Here is a 12,625-nt window from a genome sequence, read left to right as displayed (position 1 = left end):
CATGCTGATGCCGCGTAAGCCCCCGAAGGGCTTCCGCAAGCCGCACCACCCGGACCGCAGTGGCGCGTCCAAGGGCGGCAACCGGGTCGTCTTCGGTGAGTTCGGTATTCAGGCGCTGGAGCCGGCGTACGTGACCAACCGGCAGATCGAGTCGGCGCGTATCGCGATGACCCGCCACATCAAGCGTGGTGGCAAGGTCTGGATCTCGATCTTCCCGGACCAGGCGCTGACCAAGAAGCCGGCCGAGACCCGCATGGGTTCCGGTAAGGGTTCTCCCGAGTGGTGGGTGGCGAACGTCAAGCCGGGACGCATTCTCTTCGAGATGTCGTTCCCGAACGAGACGGTCGCGCGTGAGGCGATGCGCCGCGCGATCCACAAGCTCCCGATGAAGTGCCGCATCGTGACGCGCGAAGTGGGTGAAAGCTGATGGCAGCGGGCGTTAAGGCAACCGAGCTGCGCGAACTCTCCGACGAGGAGCTGGTTTCGCGGGTGCAGGAGGCCAAGGCGGAGCTGTTCAACCTTCGCGTGCAGCGCGCGACCGGCCAGCTCGACAATCACCGTCGGCTGCAGGTCGTCCGCAAGGACATCGCGAAGATCTACACGATCATGCGTGAGCGCGAGCTGGGGCTCTCGGTTGCGCCGGATGAGGTGACAGCATGAGTGAGAACACTGCCGCCGCACCGCGCGCCCAGCGCAAGGTGCGCGAAGGCCTCGTGGTCAGCGACAAGATGGACAAGACCGTCGTCGTCGAGGTCGAGGACCGGGTCAAGCACGCGCTGTACGGCAAGGTCATCCGTCGTACCCGCAAGCTGAAGGTGCACGACGAGCAGAACTCGGCGGGCATCGGCGACCGGGTCCTGATGATGGAGACCCGGCCGCTCTCCGCCACCAAGCGGTGGCGGATCGTGGAGATCCTCGAAAAGGCCAAGTGAGTGCGCTGGGCCGGCCCGCGGGCCGGCCCAGCGGCCCGTCAACCACCCCGCCGACCGCCCAGATGCGGACTGAAGGCTAGGGTGAAAGTTCCGCCAAGCTTCGGGTGAAGGTTCCCGGAGAACTGGCAGACATAGGAGACAGACGTGATCCAGCAGGAGTCGCGACTGCGTGTCGCCGACAACACGGGTGCCCGGGAGATCCTGTGCATCCGCGTACTCGGGGGCTCCGGTCGCCGTTACGCGAGCATCGGCGACGTCATCGTGGCCACGGTCAAGGACGCCATCCCCGGTGCCGGTGTGAAGAAGGGTGACGTCGTCAAGGCGGTCATCGTCCGCACGGCCAAGGAGAAGCGGCGCCCGGACGGCTCGTACATCCGCTTCGACGAGAACGCCGCCGTCATCATCAAGGACGGCGGGGACCCCCGCGGCACCCGCATCTTCGGCCCGGTCGGGCGCGAACTGCGCGACAAGCGTTTCATGAAGATCATCAGCCTGGCGCCGGAGGTGCTCTGACCGTGAAGATCAAGAAGGGCGACACGGTCGTCGTCATCGCCGGCAAGGACAAGGGTGCCAAGGGCAAGGTCATTGCGGCCTTCCCGCGGCAGGACAAGGTCCTGGTCGAGGGCGTCAACCGGATCAAGAAGCACGAGCGCATCCGCACCAACCAGCGGGGCTCGAAGACCGGCGGCATCGTCACTCAGGAAGCCCCGGTTCACATCTCGAACGTGCAGGTGCTGGACGACCAGGGCAAGCCGACGCGGATCGGCTACCGGATCGACGAGAACGGCAACAAGGTCCGCATCGCGCGTACGACCGGTAAGGAACTCTGATGACTGCCGCCACCGAGACCACCACGCTGCCGCGCCTCAAGCAGAAGTACCGCTCCGAGGTCGCGCCGGCCATCAACGAGCAGTTCTCGTACGCGAACCCCATGCAGATCCCCGGCCTGGTCAAGGTCGTCGTGAACATGGGTGTCGGCGAGGCTGCGCGTGACGCCAAGCTGATCGACGGTGCGGTGCGTGACCTGACCACCATCACCGGTCAGAAGCCGCTCGTCCGCCGGGCGACCAAGTCGATCGCGCAGTTCAAGCTGCGCGAGGGCATGCCGATCGGCGCGAAGGTCACCCTTCGTGGCGACCGGATGTGGGAGTTCCTGGACCGGCTGCTCTCGATCGCGCTGCCGCGTATCCGTGACTTCCGCGGCCTCGACGGCCGGAAGCTCGACGGTCACGGCAACTACACCTTCGGCCTGACCGAGCAGTCCGTGTTCCACGAGATCGACCAGGACCGGATCGATCGTCCGCGGGGCATGGACATCACGGTGGTCACCACCGCCAAGACCGACGACGAGGGCCGGGCGCTGCTCAAGCTCCTGGGCTTCCCGTTCAAGGAGAACTGAGCATGGCGAAGAAGGCGCTGATCATCAAGGCTGCCGCAAAGCCGAAGTTCGCTGTGCGTGCGTACACCCGCTGCCAGCGCTGCGGCCGGCCGCACTCGGTGTACCGCAAGTTCGGCCTCTGCCGGGTCTGCATCCGGGAGATGGCCCACCGCGGCGAGCTCCCCGGCGTGTCCAAGGCCAGCTGGTAACCCATCCAACCGGCCCCGCCCACCGCTCGTCAGCGGAGTAGAGGCTGGGTTTGTGCAATACCGCTTCGCCGTAGGCCCGCCAGCGGGAACCCCGGCGAGAAAGGTTGACGAATACCCATGACGATGACGGACCCGATCGCAGACATGCTCACGCGTCTGCGTAACGCCAACCAGGCGTACCACGACAAGGTGACGATGCCCTACTCGAAGATCAAGGCGAACATCGCCGAGGTCCTCAAGGCCGAGGGTTACATCGCATCGTGGTCGGCTGAAGAGCCCGAGGAGGGCGCGGTCGGCAAGCGTCTGGTCGTTGAGCTCAAGTACGGCCAGAACCGTGAGCGCAGCCTCGCCGGCATCAAGCGCGTCTCGAAGCCCGGTCTGCGCGTTTACGCCAAGTCCGACGAGCTTCCCCGCGTGCTCGGCGGTCTTGGTGTCGCGATCATTTCGACGTCCCAGGGACTGCTGACCGACAAGCAGGCCCGCAAGCGGAGCGTTGGCGGGGAAGTCCTCGCCTTCGTCTGGTAACTGGAGACTTTGACATGTCGCGAATCGGACGTAAGTCGATCCCGGTGCCGGCCGGTGTCGACGTCACCATCAAGGGGCAGACCATCACGGTCAAGGGCCCCAAGGGCGAGCTGTCGCACACCGTCGCCGAGCCCATCACGGTCTCGCAGGACGGCGGAGAGCTGCACGTCAACCGCCCCAACGACGAGCGCAAGGCCAAGGAGCTCCACGGCCTCTCGCGTACCCTCGTCGCCAACATGATCGTCGGTGTCACCGAGGGTTACAAGAAGACCCTCGAGATCAACGGCACCGGTTACCGTGTGACCGCCAAGGGCAAGGACCTGGAGTTCGCTCTGGGCTTCTCGCACCCGGTGAACATCGTGCCGCCGGCCGGCATCACCTTCTCGGTGGAGAAGCCGACGCAGTTCACCGTCACCGGTATCGACAAGCAGCTGGTCGGCGAGGTCGCTGCGAACATCCGCAAGATCCGCCCGCCGGAGCCCTACAAGGGCAAGGGCGTCAAGTACCAGGGCGAGGTCATCCGCCGCAAGGCTGGAAAGGCAGGTAAGAAGTGACCGCCACGCTGCTCAAGCGCCGCAACGGCGGCGGGGTTGCCGCCGCGCGTGCCGTTGGCAAGGCGCGTCGGCACTTCCGGGTCCGCAAGAACGTGCGTGGCACGGCCGAGCGTCCCCGCCTGGTCGTCACCCGGTCGACGCGGCACATCAGCGCCCAGATCATCGACGACCTCAAGGGCCACACGGTCGCTTCCGCCTCGACGCTGGACAGCTCGATCCGTGGCGGCGAGGGCGACAAGAGCGCCCTGGCCGGCAAGGTCGGCGCGCTCCTGGCCGAGCGGGCCAAGGCCGCGGGCATTTCCAAGGTCGTCTTCGACCGCGGTGGCAACAAGTACGCGGGCCGGATTGCCGCGCTTGCGGACGCCGCCCGCGAAGCCGGACTCGAGTTCTAGGAGGAATTGACCAATGCCTGGTCAGCAGCGCCGAGGCGGCGGGTCCGGCGGTAACACCGAGGGTGGCAACCGCCGGGACAACCGCCGCGAGGGCGGCCGCGGCAACGCGCCCGTCGAGAAGACCCCGCACCTCGAGCGGGTCGTCGCGATCAACCGTGTCGCGAAGGTCGTCAAGGGTGGTCGTCGCTTCAGCTTCACCGCCCTGGTGATCGTCGGCGACGGTGACGGCACCGTCGGTATCGGCTACGGAAAGGCCAAGGAGGTGCCCGCGGCGATCGCCAAGGGCGTCGAGGAGGCCAAGAAGCACTTCTTCAAGGTTCCGCGTATCGGTGCGACCATCCCGCACCCGATCACGGGCGAGGCTGCCGCGGGTGTCGTCCTGCTCAAGCCGGCTTCCGCTGGTACCGGTGTTATCGCCGGTGGCCCGGTGCGTGCCGTGCTCGAGTGCGCGGGCATCCACGACATCCTGTCGAAGAGCCTCGGCTCGTCGAATCCGATCAACATCGTGCACGCGACCGTGGCCGCTCTGAAGGGCCTCGAGTCGCCGGAGATGGTCGCGGCCCGCCGCGGTCTCCCCGTCGAGGACGTGGCGCCGGCTGCGATGCTGGCGGCGCGTGCGGAAGCGGCGGTGCGCTGATGGCACGCTTGAAGGTCACCCAGGTCCGGTCCGGTATCGGCCGTAAGCAGAACCAGCGGGACTCCCTGCGGTCGCTCGGCCTCAAGCGGATCAATGACGTGGTGGTCAAGGAGGACCGTCCCGAGATTCGGGGCATGATCTTCGCCGTGAGCCACCTCGTGAGTGTTGAGGAGGTCGAGTAATGGCGATCAAGGTCCACCACCTGCGCCCGGCGCCCGGAGCCAAGACCGCTAAGACCCGTGTGGGTCGCGGTGAGGGCTCCAAGGGCAAGACCGCCGGTCGCGGTACCAAGGGCACCGGAGCCCGTAAGAACGTCTCGGCCGCGTTCGAGGGTGGGCAGATGCCCATCCACATGCGCCTGCCGAAGATGAAGGGCCTCCGGAACAAGCCGCGCAACAAGGTCGTCTTCCAGGTCGTGAACCTGGACCGCCTCGCCGAGCTGTTCCCGAACGGTGGCGAGGTCGGCCCGGCCGAGCTCGTCCAGGCCGGAGCGGTCCGCAAGGGCCAGCCGGTCAAGGTCCTCGGCTCGGGCGAGCTGGGCGGTGTGTCGCTGACGGTGTCGGCGCACGCGTTCAGCGAGTCCGCCAAGGAGAAGATCGCTGCTGCCGGTGGCTCCGTCACCGAGCTGTAGCTCGTGAGAACGGCGAAAGGCCGTGGCACCGGATCCGTCCGGGCCACGGCCTTTCGCCGTTTCCGGGCCCGCTGGCCGGCGTCGGATGGTACGGAAATGGCCCTGTGCGCCGCGTGAGGCGGCGAGCGCGCTCGGAAAGCCCCTGGGCGCAAGCGGCCGGATCGGCGCCGTCAGGGACGGGCTGAGGCGGGTTCGCTGCCGTATGGTGGGTACCGGCGCGGGACGGGTGACCGGCCGAGCACCGCACGGCTTGCCGGGGTTCGAAGCAACCGGTTCGACCACGAAGCCGGACAGTTGTGTTGTACTGGGGCATCGGACGAGTGCGACGCCGGTGGTTGAGTTCTCGGCGTTGCTGATACAGTGCTCCGCTGGCGGCCTCTATGGCTGCCCAATGATGTGTGCCCGAACTTCCGGGATACTGCAACCCAGAGTGTGGCGACCACGCAGGAGGATCAGTTGTTGTCCGCCTTCTCTAGCGCGCTTCGGACGCCTGACCTGCGGAAGAAGCTACTCTTCACGGTAGCGATTATCGCGATCTACCGTCTCGGTGCCACATTGCCCAGCCCCGGTGTGTCCTACGCCAACGTGAAGGCATGTCTTGCCCTCACCGAGTCGGCGAACAACGGCGTGCTGAACCTGTTGAACCTCTTCTCCGGCGGTGCGCTGCTCCAGCTCTCCGTTTTCGCGCTGGGCATCATGCCGTACATCACGGCGTCGATCATCCTGCAGCTGCTCACCGTGGTCATCCCGCGGCTCGAACAGCTTCGCAAGGAGGGCCAGTCCGGCCAGGCGAAGATCACCCAGTACACCCGCTACCTGACCCTGGGCCTCGCGGTCCTGCAGGCCTCCGCGTTCGTCGCGCTGGCCCGGACCGGTCAGCTGTTCGGCAACGTCTGCGACCAGGACAACCCGGCATACCAGATCATCCCGGAGAACACCGGGATTCCGGTGTGGCTGACGCTGACCATCCTGGTGATGACGATGACCGCCGGCACCGGCGTGGTCATGTGGCTCGGCGAGCTGATCACCGACCGCGGCGTTGGCAACGGCATGTCGGTCCTGATCTTCACCTCGATCGCGGCCCGCCTCCCCGGCGAGGGCTGGACGATCAAGACCACGAGCGGCACCGGCAAGTTCCTGCTGGTGATCGGCCTGGTCCTGGTCATCATCGCGCTTGTCGTCTTCATCGAGCAGGCGCAGCGCCGGATCCCGGTGCAGTACGCGAAGCGGATGATCGGCCGGCGGATGTACGGCGGCACGTCCACCTACATCCCGCTCAAGGTGAACCAGGCGGGTGTCGTCCCGGTCATCTTCGGTTCCTCGCTGCTCTACCTGCCGCAGCTGTACCTGCAGTTCTTCGACCAGAACAACTTGAAGAGCTATCAGGTCTGGATCCAGAACAACCTGGCCGACCCGACGAGCCCGATCTACATCGGCCTCTACTTCCTGCTGATCATCTTCTTCACGTACTTCTACGTCTCGATCACGTTCAACCCGACCGAGGTCGCGGAGAACATGAAGAAGTACGGTGGTTTCGTGCCGGGCATCCGCCCGGGCAAGCCGACCGCCGACTACCTGGACTTCATCCTCAGCCGTATCACGCTGCCGGGTGCGCTCTACCTGGCCTTGATCTCGGTTCTGCCGAACTTCTTCTTCATCTGGCTGAACGCGCAGCAGTACCAGAACTTCCCGTTCGGTGGTACAGCGGTGCTGATCATGGTGGGTGTGGGTCTGGAGACGGTCAAGCAGATCGAGAGCCAACTCATGCAGCGGAACTACGAAGGGTTCCTCCGGTAGTGGGGACGCGGGGCCGGGGGGCTCTGGCGTCGACGGTGGGCGTAGTTCTTCGTGACCGAAGCGAGGCGATGTAGGTGCGGCTGGTACTGGTGGGCCCCCCTGGGGCCGGCAAGGGGACCCAGGCTGAGTTCATCGCCGCCCATCTCGCCGTGCCGAAGATCTCGACCGGGGACATTTTCCGGGCCAACGTGTCGCAGGGGACGCCGCTGGGTGTCGAGGCCAAGCGGTACATGGACGCCGGTCAGCTCGTACCCGACGAGGTGACCATCAACATGGTGCGCGACCGGCTCGCCGAGCCGGACGCCAGTGACGGCTTCCTGCTGGACGGCTTCCCGCGGACCGTGCCCCAGGCCTCGGCGTTGGACAAGCTCCTCGCCGACCTGGGCACCGCGCTGGACATCGTGATGGAGCTCGTGGTCGACGACGACGAGGTGATCCGGCGGCTCTCGGGCCGCCGGACCTGCCGCGGTTGCGGGAAGATCTGGCACGTCGAGTTCGACCCGACGAGCAAGGACAACATCTGCGACCGCTGCGGCAGCGAGCTGTTCCAGCGTGACGACGACAAGGCTGAGACGATCGCGAACCGCCTGGTGGAGTACGCGGACAAGACCGCGCCCCTGGTGGACTTCTACGGCGCTCAGGGCAAGCTTGTGGGCATCGACGCGACAGGCCCGGTGGAGGATGTCACCGTGCGCGCGATCGACGCCCTGCGTTCCTACGGCGGTTGACATGGGTCGGAACGAACAGAACATCCAGCTCAAGACGCCCGAGCAGATCGGGCTGATGCGGGCGGCCGGCCTCGTGGTGGCGGCCGCACTGGACGCCATGCGGGACGCGATCGCGCCCGGTGTCTCCACAGCCGACCTGGACGCGGTCGCGGAGAAGGTGATCCGGGACGCCGGCGCGGTGCCGTCGTTCAAGGGCTACCACGGCTTCCCGGCCTCGATCTGCGCGTCGGTCAACGACCAGGTGGTGCACGGCATCCCCAGCACGGAGCAGATCCTGCGCGAGGGTGACCTGATCTCACTGGACTGCGGCGCGATCCTCGAGGGCTGGCACGGCGACTCGGCGATCACCGTCGGGGTCGGCGAGACCGATCCGGCACTGCTGCGGATGGCCGAGGTCGCCGAGGAGGCGATGTGGGCCGGGATCGCCGCGGCGGCCCGGGGCGCCGCGAACGGGCGGGGCCGGCTCACCGACATCTCGTTCAACATCGAGAAGGTCATCCGCAAGGCCGGCCGGTACGGGATCGTCGACGGTTACGGCGGCCACGGCATCGGCACCGAGATGCACCAGGACCCGCACGTGCTCAACCACGGCAAGCCGGGCCGGGGTGTCCGGGTGATCCCGGGCATGGCCCTGGCGATCGAGCCGATGATCACGATGGGTTCGCCGCGCACGGTGGAACTCGACGACGGCTGGACCGTCATCACCCGGGACGGCTCCCGTGCCGCGCACGTCGAGCACACGATGGCGCTGCTGGACGACGGCGTCTGGGTGACGACCGCTCCGGACGGCGGCCGGGCCCGCCTCGGCGACCTGGTGACCTCCCGCCAGCCCTAGCGTTCCACCAGCTGCCGGGGCCGAACCCAGATCTGCCGGCTGTGGCCGGACCTCCGGCCGGGGCCGGACTTACGACTGTGGATGGAATAGACCTCGGCTGTCATGCTGGGATCCATGGGACGCGAGGGGATGCGGGCCGGCGACGCCGACCGGGAACGGGTCGCGGATCAGTTGAAGTCCGCGCTCGACGAGGGCCGTCTCGATCTGGGCGAGTACGACGAGCGGATCCAGAAGGCCTACGGGGCGAAGACCTACGGCGACCTGGACGGGTTGCTGGACGATCTGCCGGGCGTGGTCCCCGTACACAAGGCGCAGTTGCGGCCGATGCAGCCGCCGCACCCGGATCCGGGCGCCGGGCCGCAGGAGAACCGTGGTGGTGTCCAGCCGGCGATCGGGATCTTCGTCCTCTGCACGATCATCTGGGGGATAACGAGCCTGGCCTCAGGTGAGGCGTATTACTTCTGGCCGGCCTGGGTGCTGATCCCGGTGGCTTTCGCGGTTCTGGCTCGACTCGGCGATCGGAACAATCGCCGTCACTGACCCGATATCGTGGTAGATGTCCGGCACGGACACGCCCGACTCCGGGTCACGGAACCCTCGGTTTGGCGTCCCTGACCCGGGCGCGTAGACTAGCTTGCTGGCGCACAGCGTCCTCTCCTCCATGTCCTCAGCGCTTCGAGGGCGGGGGAGCCGCGGCTGGTCCGGGACGAGTTTTCGACCCGGAGAAGACGTTGTGAAGCCTGCCCCAAGAACCCGATGTACAGGTAGCGGAGGACATGCCTAAGAAAGACGGAGCCATCGAGATCGAAGGCCGAGTGATCGAGCCTCTACCGAACGCTATGTTCCGCGTTGAGCTCGCTAATGGTCACAAGGTCCTGGCACACATCTCCGGCAAGATGCGGCAGCACTACATCCGCATCCTTCCCGAGGACAGGGTCGTCGTCGAGCTCTCGCCGTACGACCTGACCCGTGGGCGCATCGTCTACCGCTACAAGTGACCTTCCCGGCCTGGCTGCGGCCAGGTCGGTGATCGTTCTTTGAATCGGGTCGCGGGGGATTCCACATCCCGTCTGACTGAGAGTTAAGGCAAACCGTGAAGGTCAAGCCGAGCGTCAAGCGGATCTGCAACAACTGCCGGGTCATCCGGCGGCACGGCCGGGTCATGGTCATCTGCAGCACCGACCCGCGCCACAAGCAGCGCCAGGGCTGACACCAGCCTCAACGCAAGATCCGTACCACCGAACAAGCTCGTCCCAGTCGCGTCACCGGAACTCGGTGAATCGCGGCCACACCCCCGGTCGGAGGCCGGGGCCCGCCCGGGCAGGCGGGATGGGACTGGCACAGACCTCCGTGAGAAACCTGAGGAGTACGCCCGCCAATGGCTCGTCTCGTCGGCGTTGATCTCCCCCGCGAAAAGCGGATGGAGATCGCGCTCACCTACATCTTCGGCATCGGTCGCACCCGTGCCGTCGAGGCACTGACTGCTACCGCGATTGACCTGAACAAGCGCGCCAAGGACCTCACAGACGAGGAGCTCGTCCAGCTCCGCGACTACATCGAGGGCAACTTCAAGGTTGAAGGCGACCTGCGCCGCGAGGTCGCTGCGGACATCCGCCGCAAGGTTGAGATCGGCTGCTACGCCGGCATCCGTCACCGCAAGGGCCTGCCCGTGCGGGGTCAGCGGACCCGGACCAACGCTCGTACCCGTAAGGGCCCGAAGCGCACGGTCGCCGGTAAGAAGAAGCCCGGTCGGAAGTAATAGGAGCGCACTGACTTATGCCACCGAAGGCACGCGCAGGGGCCGCAGTCAAGAAGGTCCGGCGCAAGGAACGCAAGAACGTCGCCCACGGGCAGGCGCACATCAAGAGCACCTTCAACAACACCATCGTGTCGATCACCGACCCGACCGGTGCTGTCATCTCCTGGGCCTCGTCCGGCCAGGTGGGCTTCAAGGGCTCCCGCAAGTCGACCCCCTTCGCCGCGCAGCTGGCCGCCGAGGCCGCCGCGCGTCGTGCCATGGAGCACGGCATGCGCAAGGTCGACGTCTTCGTCAAGGGTCCCGGTTCCGGCCGGGAGACGGCGATCCGTTCGCTGCAGGCCGCCGGCCTCGAAGTCGGACAGATCTCCGACGTCACGCCGCAGCCGCACAACGGCTGCCGCCCGCCGAAGCGTCGCCGGGTCTAAGGGGGATTGACTGATGGCTCGTTACACCGGTGCTGACTGCAAGCGCTGCCGCCGCGAGAAGATGAAGCTGTTCCTCAAGGGCAGCAAGTGCGACGGTCCGAAGTGCCCGTTCGAATCGCGTCCCTTCCCGCCCGGCCAGCACGGCCGTGGCCGGGTCAAGGAGAGCGAGTACCTGATCCAGCACCGCGAGAAGCAGAAGGCCCGTCGCGCGTACGGCGTGCTGGAGAAGCAGTTCCGCGGTTACTACGAGGAGGCTGTCACCAAGCCCGGCAAGACCGGTGAGGTGCTGCTGCAGATCCTCGAGACCCGTCTCGACAACGTGGTCTACCGGGCCGGCTACGCCGCCTCCCGGGACATGGCCCGGCAGCTGGTCAAGCACGGCCACTTCCTGGTCAACGGCGTGAAGGTCGACATCCCGTCGTACCGGGTCAAGGAACACGACATCGTCACCGTGCGTGAGAAGTCGAAGGAAATGACCCCGTTCGTGGTGGCGCAGGCGCAGGCCGGCTCCCGCCCCGTTCCGGCGTGGCTCGAGCCGATCCCGGCCGAGATGAAGATCCTGATCCACTCGATCCCGGCCCGCGCTGTCATCGACACGCAGGTCCAGGAGCAGTTGATCGTCGAGCTCTACTCCAAGTAGTCGCTCCGAGGGCGCCGGTCCATCCGACCGGCGCCCTGATCCACCAGACGGCCATCAAATAGCGGTTGGCCTGACAGAAAGAAGAACAGCGTGCTCATCAGCCAGCGGCCGACCCTCTCGGAGGAGTCGCTCAGCGAGACCCGCTCCCGGTTCACCATCGAGCCTCTGGAGCCGGGCTTCGGCTACACCCTCGGTAACTCGCTGCGCCGGACCCTGCTGTCGTCCATCCCGGGCGCGGCGGTGACCAGCATCAAGATCGACGGCGTGCTGCACGAGTTCACCACGATCCCCGGTGTCAAGGAGGACGTGGTCGAGCTGGTCATGAACGTCAAGGAACTGACCGTCAGCTCCGAGCACGACGAGCCGGTCAGCATGTACCTGCGCAAGCAGGGCCCGGGCGACGTGACCGCCGGTGACATCCAGCCCCCGGCCGGTGTCTCCGTGCACAACCCCGACCTGAAGCTGGCCACGCTCAACAGCAAGGGCCGGCTCGACATGGAGCTCACCGTCGAGCGGGGCCGTGGCTACGTCACGGCGGCGCAGAACAAGAGCGCCGGCGCCGAGATCGGCCGCATCCCGGTCGACTCGATCTACTCGCCGGTCCTCAAGGTGACCTACCGCGTCGAGGCGACCCGTGTCGAGCAGCGCACCGACTTCGACCGTCTGATCATCGACGTCGAGTCGAAGGCGTCGATCTCGCCGCGGACCGCGCTGGCCTCGGCCGGTTCGACCCTCGTCGAGCTGTTCGGTCTCTGCCGTGAGCTGGACGAGACCGCCGAGGGCATCGACATCGGCCCGTCGCCGCAGGACGCTCAGCTGGCCGCCGATCTGGCCCTGCCGATCGAGGAGCTGGACCTCACCGTCCGGTCGTACAACTGCCTCAAGCGCGAGGGCATCAACAGCGTGGGCGAGTTGATAGGGCGTACGGAGGCTGACCTTCTGGACATCCGGAACTTCGGCCAGAAGTCGATCGACGAGGTCAAGATGAAGCTCGCCGGAATGGGCTTGGGCCTGAAGGACAGCGCGCCGTCCTTCGACCCGGCGCACGTCGTGGACTCGTTCGGCGACGTGGATTACGACACCGACGACTACCGCGAGACCGAGCAGCTGTAACACCTGCTGCCGCGCCATAACTCTGCCTGCCTGAGGCGGCTCCGCCGCACTGCAAGACATATCCACGAGG

23 protein-coding genes are annotated in these 12,625 nt (G+C 66.5%); all 23 read left to right on the top strand.

From position 1 onward, the window contains the following. Position 1: 1 nt before the first annotated feature. The 23 genes from rplP (at position 2) to LPA41_RS28270 (ending at position 12,555) form a co-directional block, all read left to right on the top strand. Positions 2-427, top strand: a complete 426-nt coding sequence (rplP, locus tag LPA41_RS28380) for a 50S ribosomal protein L16 (protein ID WP_014440729.1) — start codon at positions 2-4, stop codon at positions 425-427. After that, complete coding sequence (gene rpmC / locus LPA41_RS28375) at positions 427-660, top strand: 50S ribosomal protein L29 (RefSeq protein ID WP_229073959.1); 234 nt, start codon at positions 427-429, stop codon at positions 658-660. Before rplP ends, rpmC begins: the two co-directional genes overlap by 1 nt. Then, positions 657-932 (top strand): 30S ribosomal protein S17, encoded by a 276-nt coding sequence (gene rpsQ / locus LPA41_RS28370; RefSeq protein WP_229073958.1) that lies wholly within the window; start codon positions 657-659, stop codon positions 930-932. Before rpmC ends, rpsQ begins: the two co-directional genes overlap by 4 nt. 144 nt (positions 933-1,076) lie before the next feature. After that, complete coding sequence (rplN, locus tag LPA41_RS28365; protein WP_015619002.1) at positions 1,077-1,445, top strand: 50S ribosomal protein L14; 369 nt, start codon at positions 1,077-1,079, stop codon at positions 1,443-1,445. After that, on the top strand, positions 1,442-1,762 hold the full coding sequence (gene rplX / locus LPA41_RS28360; protein ID WP_229074033.1) for a 50S ribosomal protein L24: 321 nt from the start codon (positions 1,442-1,444) through the stop codon (positions 1,760-1,762). The genes rplN and rplX overlap by 4 nt, the downstream gene beginning before the upstream one ends. Continuing rightward, complete coding sequence (rplE, locus tag LPA41_RS28355; protein WP_229073957.1) at positions 1,762-2,331, top strand: 50S ribosomal protein L5; 570 nt, start codon at positions 1,762-1,764, stop codon at positions 2,329-2,331. Before rplX ends, rplE begins: the two co-directional genes overlap by 1 nt. A gap of 2 nt (positions 2,332-2,333) precedes the next feature. Continuing rightward, entirely contained in the window at positions 2,334-2,519 is a 186-nt protein-coding gene (locus tag LPA41_RS28350; protein WP_229073956.1) for a type Z 30S ribosomal protein S14, read from the top strand. A 117-nt stretch (positions 2,520-2,636) separates the two neighbouring features. After that, positions 2,637-3,044 carry a 30S ribosomal protein S8 gene (rpsH, locus tag LPA41_RS28345; RefSeq protein ID WP_229073955.1) on the top strand — a complete coding sequence of 136 codons (408 nt, stop codon included), beginning with the start codon at positions 2,637-2,639 and terminating at the stop codon, positions 3,042-3,044. Between the two features lie 14 nt (positions 3,045-3,058). Then, entirely contained in the window at positions 3,059-3,598 is a 540-nt protein-coding gene (rplF, locus tag LPA41_RS28340) for a 50S ribosomal protein L6 (protein WP_229073954.1), read from the top strand. A gap of 8 nt (positions 3,599-3,606) precedes the next feature. Next, a complete protein-coding gene (gene rplR / locus LPA41_RS28335; RefSeq protein ID WP_229074032.1) occupies positions 3,607-3,990 on the top strand; it encodes a 50S ribosomal protein L18 in 384 nt (127 codons plus the stop codon). A gap of 13 nt (positions 3,991-4,003) precedes the next feature. Then, positions 4,004-4,627 (top strand): 30S ribosomal protein S5, encoded by a 624-nt coding sequence (gene rpsE, locus LPA41_RS28330; RefSeq protein ID WP_111648495.1) that lies wholly within the window; start codon positions 4,004-4,006, stop codon positions 4,625-4,627. Further along, a complete protein-coding gene (rpmD, locus tag LPA41_RS28325; protein ID WP_229073953.1) occupies positions 4,627-4,809 on the top strand; it encodes a 50S ribosomal protein L30 in 183 nt (60 codons plus the stop codon). The genes rpsE and rpmD overlap by 1 nt, the downstream gene beginning before the upstream one ends. Then, positions 4,809-5,258: a 50S ribosomal protein L15 gene (gene rplO, locus LPA41_RS28320; protein WP_229073952.1), complete on the top strand. Its 450-nt coding sequence runs from the start codon at positions 4,809-4,811 to the stop codon at positions 5,256-5,258. The genes rpmD and rplO overlap by 1 nt, the downstream gene beginning before the upstream one ends. A 456-nt stretch (positions 5,259-5,714) precedes the next feature. After that, positions 5,715-7,055 carry a preprotein translocase subunit SecY gene (gene secY / locus LPA41_RS28315; protein WP_229073951.1) on the top strand — a complete coding sequence of 447 codons (1,341 nt, stop codon included), beginning with the start codon at positions 5,715-5,717 and terminating at the stop codon, positions 7,053-7,055. 74 nt (positions 7,056-7,129) lie between these two features. Continuing rightward, a complete protein-coding gene (locus tag LPA41_RS28310; protein ID WP_229073950.1) occupies positions 7,130-7,783 on the top strand; it encodes an adenylate kinase in 654 nt (217 codons plus the stop codon). A 1-nt stretch (position 7,784) separates the two neighbouring features. Continuing rightward, positions 7,785-8,618, top strand: a complete 834-nt coding sequence (map, locus tag LPA41_RS28305) for a type I methionyl aminopeptidase (protein ID WP_229073949.1) — start codon at positions 7,785-7,787, stop codon at positions 8,616-8,618. A gap of 114 nt (positions 8,619-8,732) precedes the next feature. Beyond that, on the top strand, positions 8,733-9,158 hold the full coding sequence (locus LPA41_RS28300; protein WP_229073948.1) for a DUF1707 domain-containing protein: 426 nt from the start codon (positions 8,733-8,735) through the stop codon (positions 9,156-9,158). 236 nt (positions 9,159-9,394) lie between these two features. Further along, complete coding sequence (infA, locus tag LPA41_RS28295) at positions 9,395-9,616, top strand: translation initiation factor IF-1 (protein ID WP_007073013.1); 222 nt, start codon at positions 9,395-9,397, stop codon at positions 9,614-9,616. Between the two features lie 95 nt (positions 9,617-9,711). Then, positions 9,712-9,828, top strand: a complete 117-nt coding sequence (gene rpmJ / locus LPA41_RS28290) for a 50S ribosomal protein L36 (RefSeq protein WP_014440745.1) — start codon at positions 9,712-9,714, stop codon at positions 9,826-9,828. A 168-nt stretch (positions 9,829-9,996) separates the two neighbouring features. Beyond that, positions 9,997-10,377 carry a 30S ribosomal protein S13 gene (rpsM, locus tag LPA41_RS28285; RefSeq protein ID WP_229073947.1) on the top strand — a complete coding sequence of 127 codons (381 nt, stop codon included), beginning with the start codon at positions 9,997-9,999 and terminating at the stop codon, positions 10,375-10,377. A gap of 17 nt (positions 10,378-10,394) precedes the next feature. Then, positions 10,395-10,802, top strand: a complete 408-nt coding sequence (gene rpsK / locus LPA41_RS28280; protein WP_014440747.1) for a 30S ribosomal protein S11 — start codon at positions 10,395-10,397, stop codon at positions 10,800-10,802. 13 nt (positions 10,803-10,815) lie between these two features. Further along, positions 10,816-11,442, top strand: coding sequence for a 30S ribosomal protein S4 (gene rpsD, locus LPA41_RS28275; RefSeq protein WP_229073946.1), 627 nt, complete (start codon positions 10,816-10,818; stop codon positions 11,440-11,442). A gap of 90 nt (positions 11,443-11,532) precedes the next feature. After that, positions 11,533-12,555: a DNA-directed RNA polymerase subunit alpha gene (locus LPA41_RS28270; protein WP_014440749.1), complete on the top strand. Its 1,023-nt coding sequence runs from the start codon at positions 11,533-11,535 to the stop codon at positions 12,553-12,555. Positions 12,556-12,625 lie beyond the last annotated feature (70 nt).

This window comes from Actinoplanes sp. DH11, assembly GCF_020873875.1.
GTDB lineage: Bacteria > Actinomycetota > Actinomycetes > Mycobacteriales > Micromonosporaceae > Actinoplanes.
The sequence above is the reverse complement of the archived record's forward strand: the minus strand, read 5'-3'. Positions and strand labels throughout refer to the sequence as shown.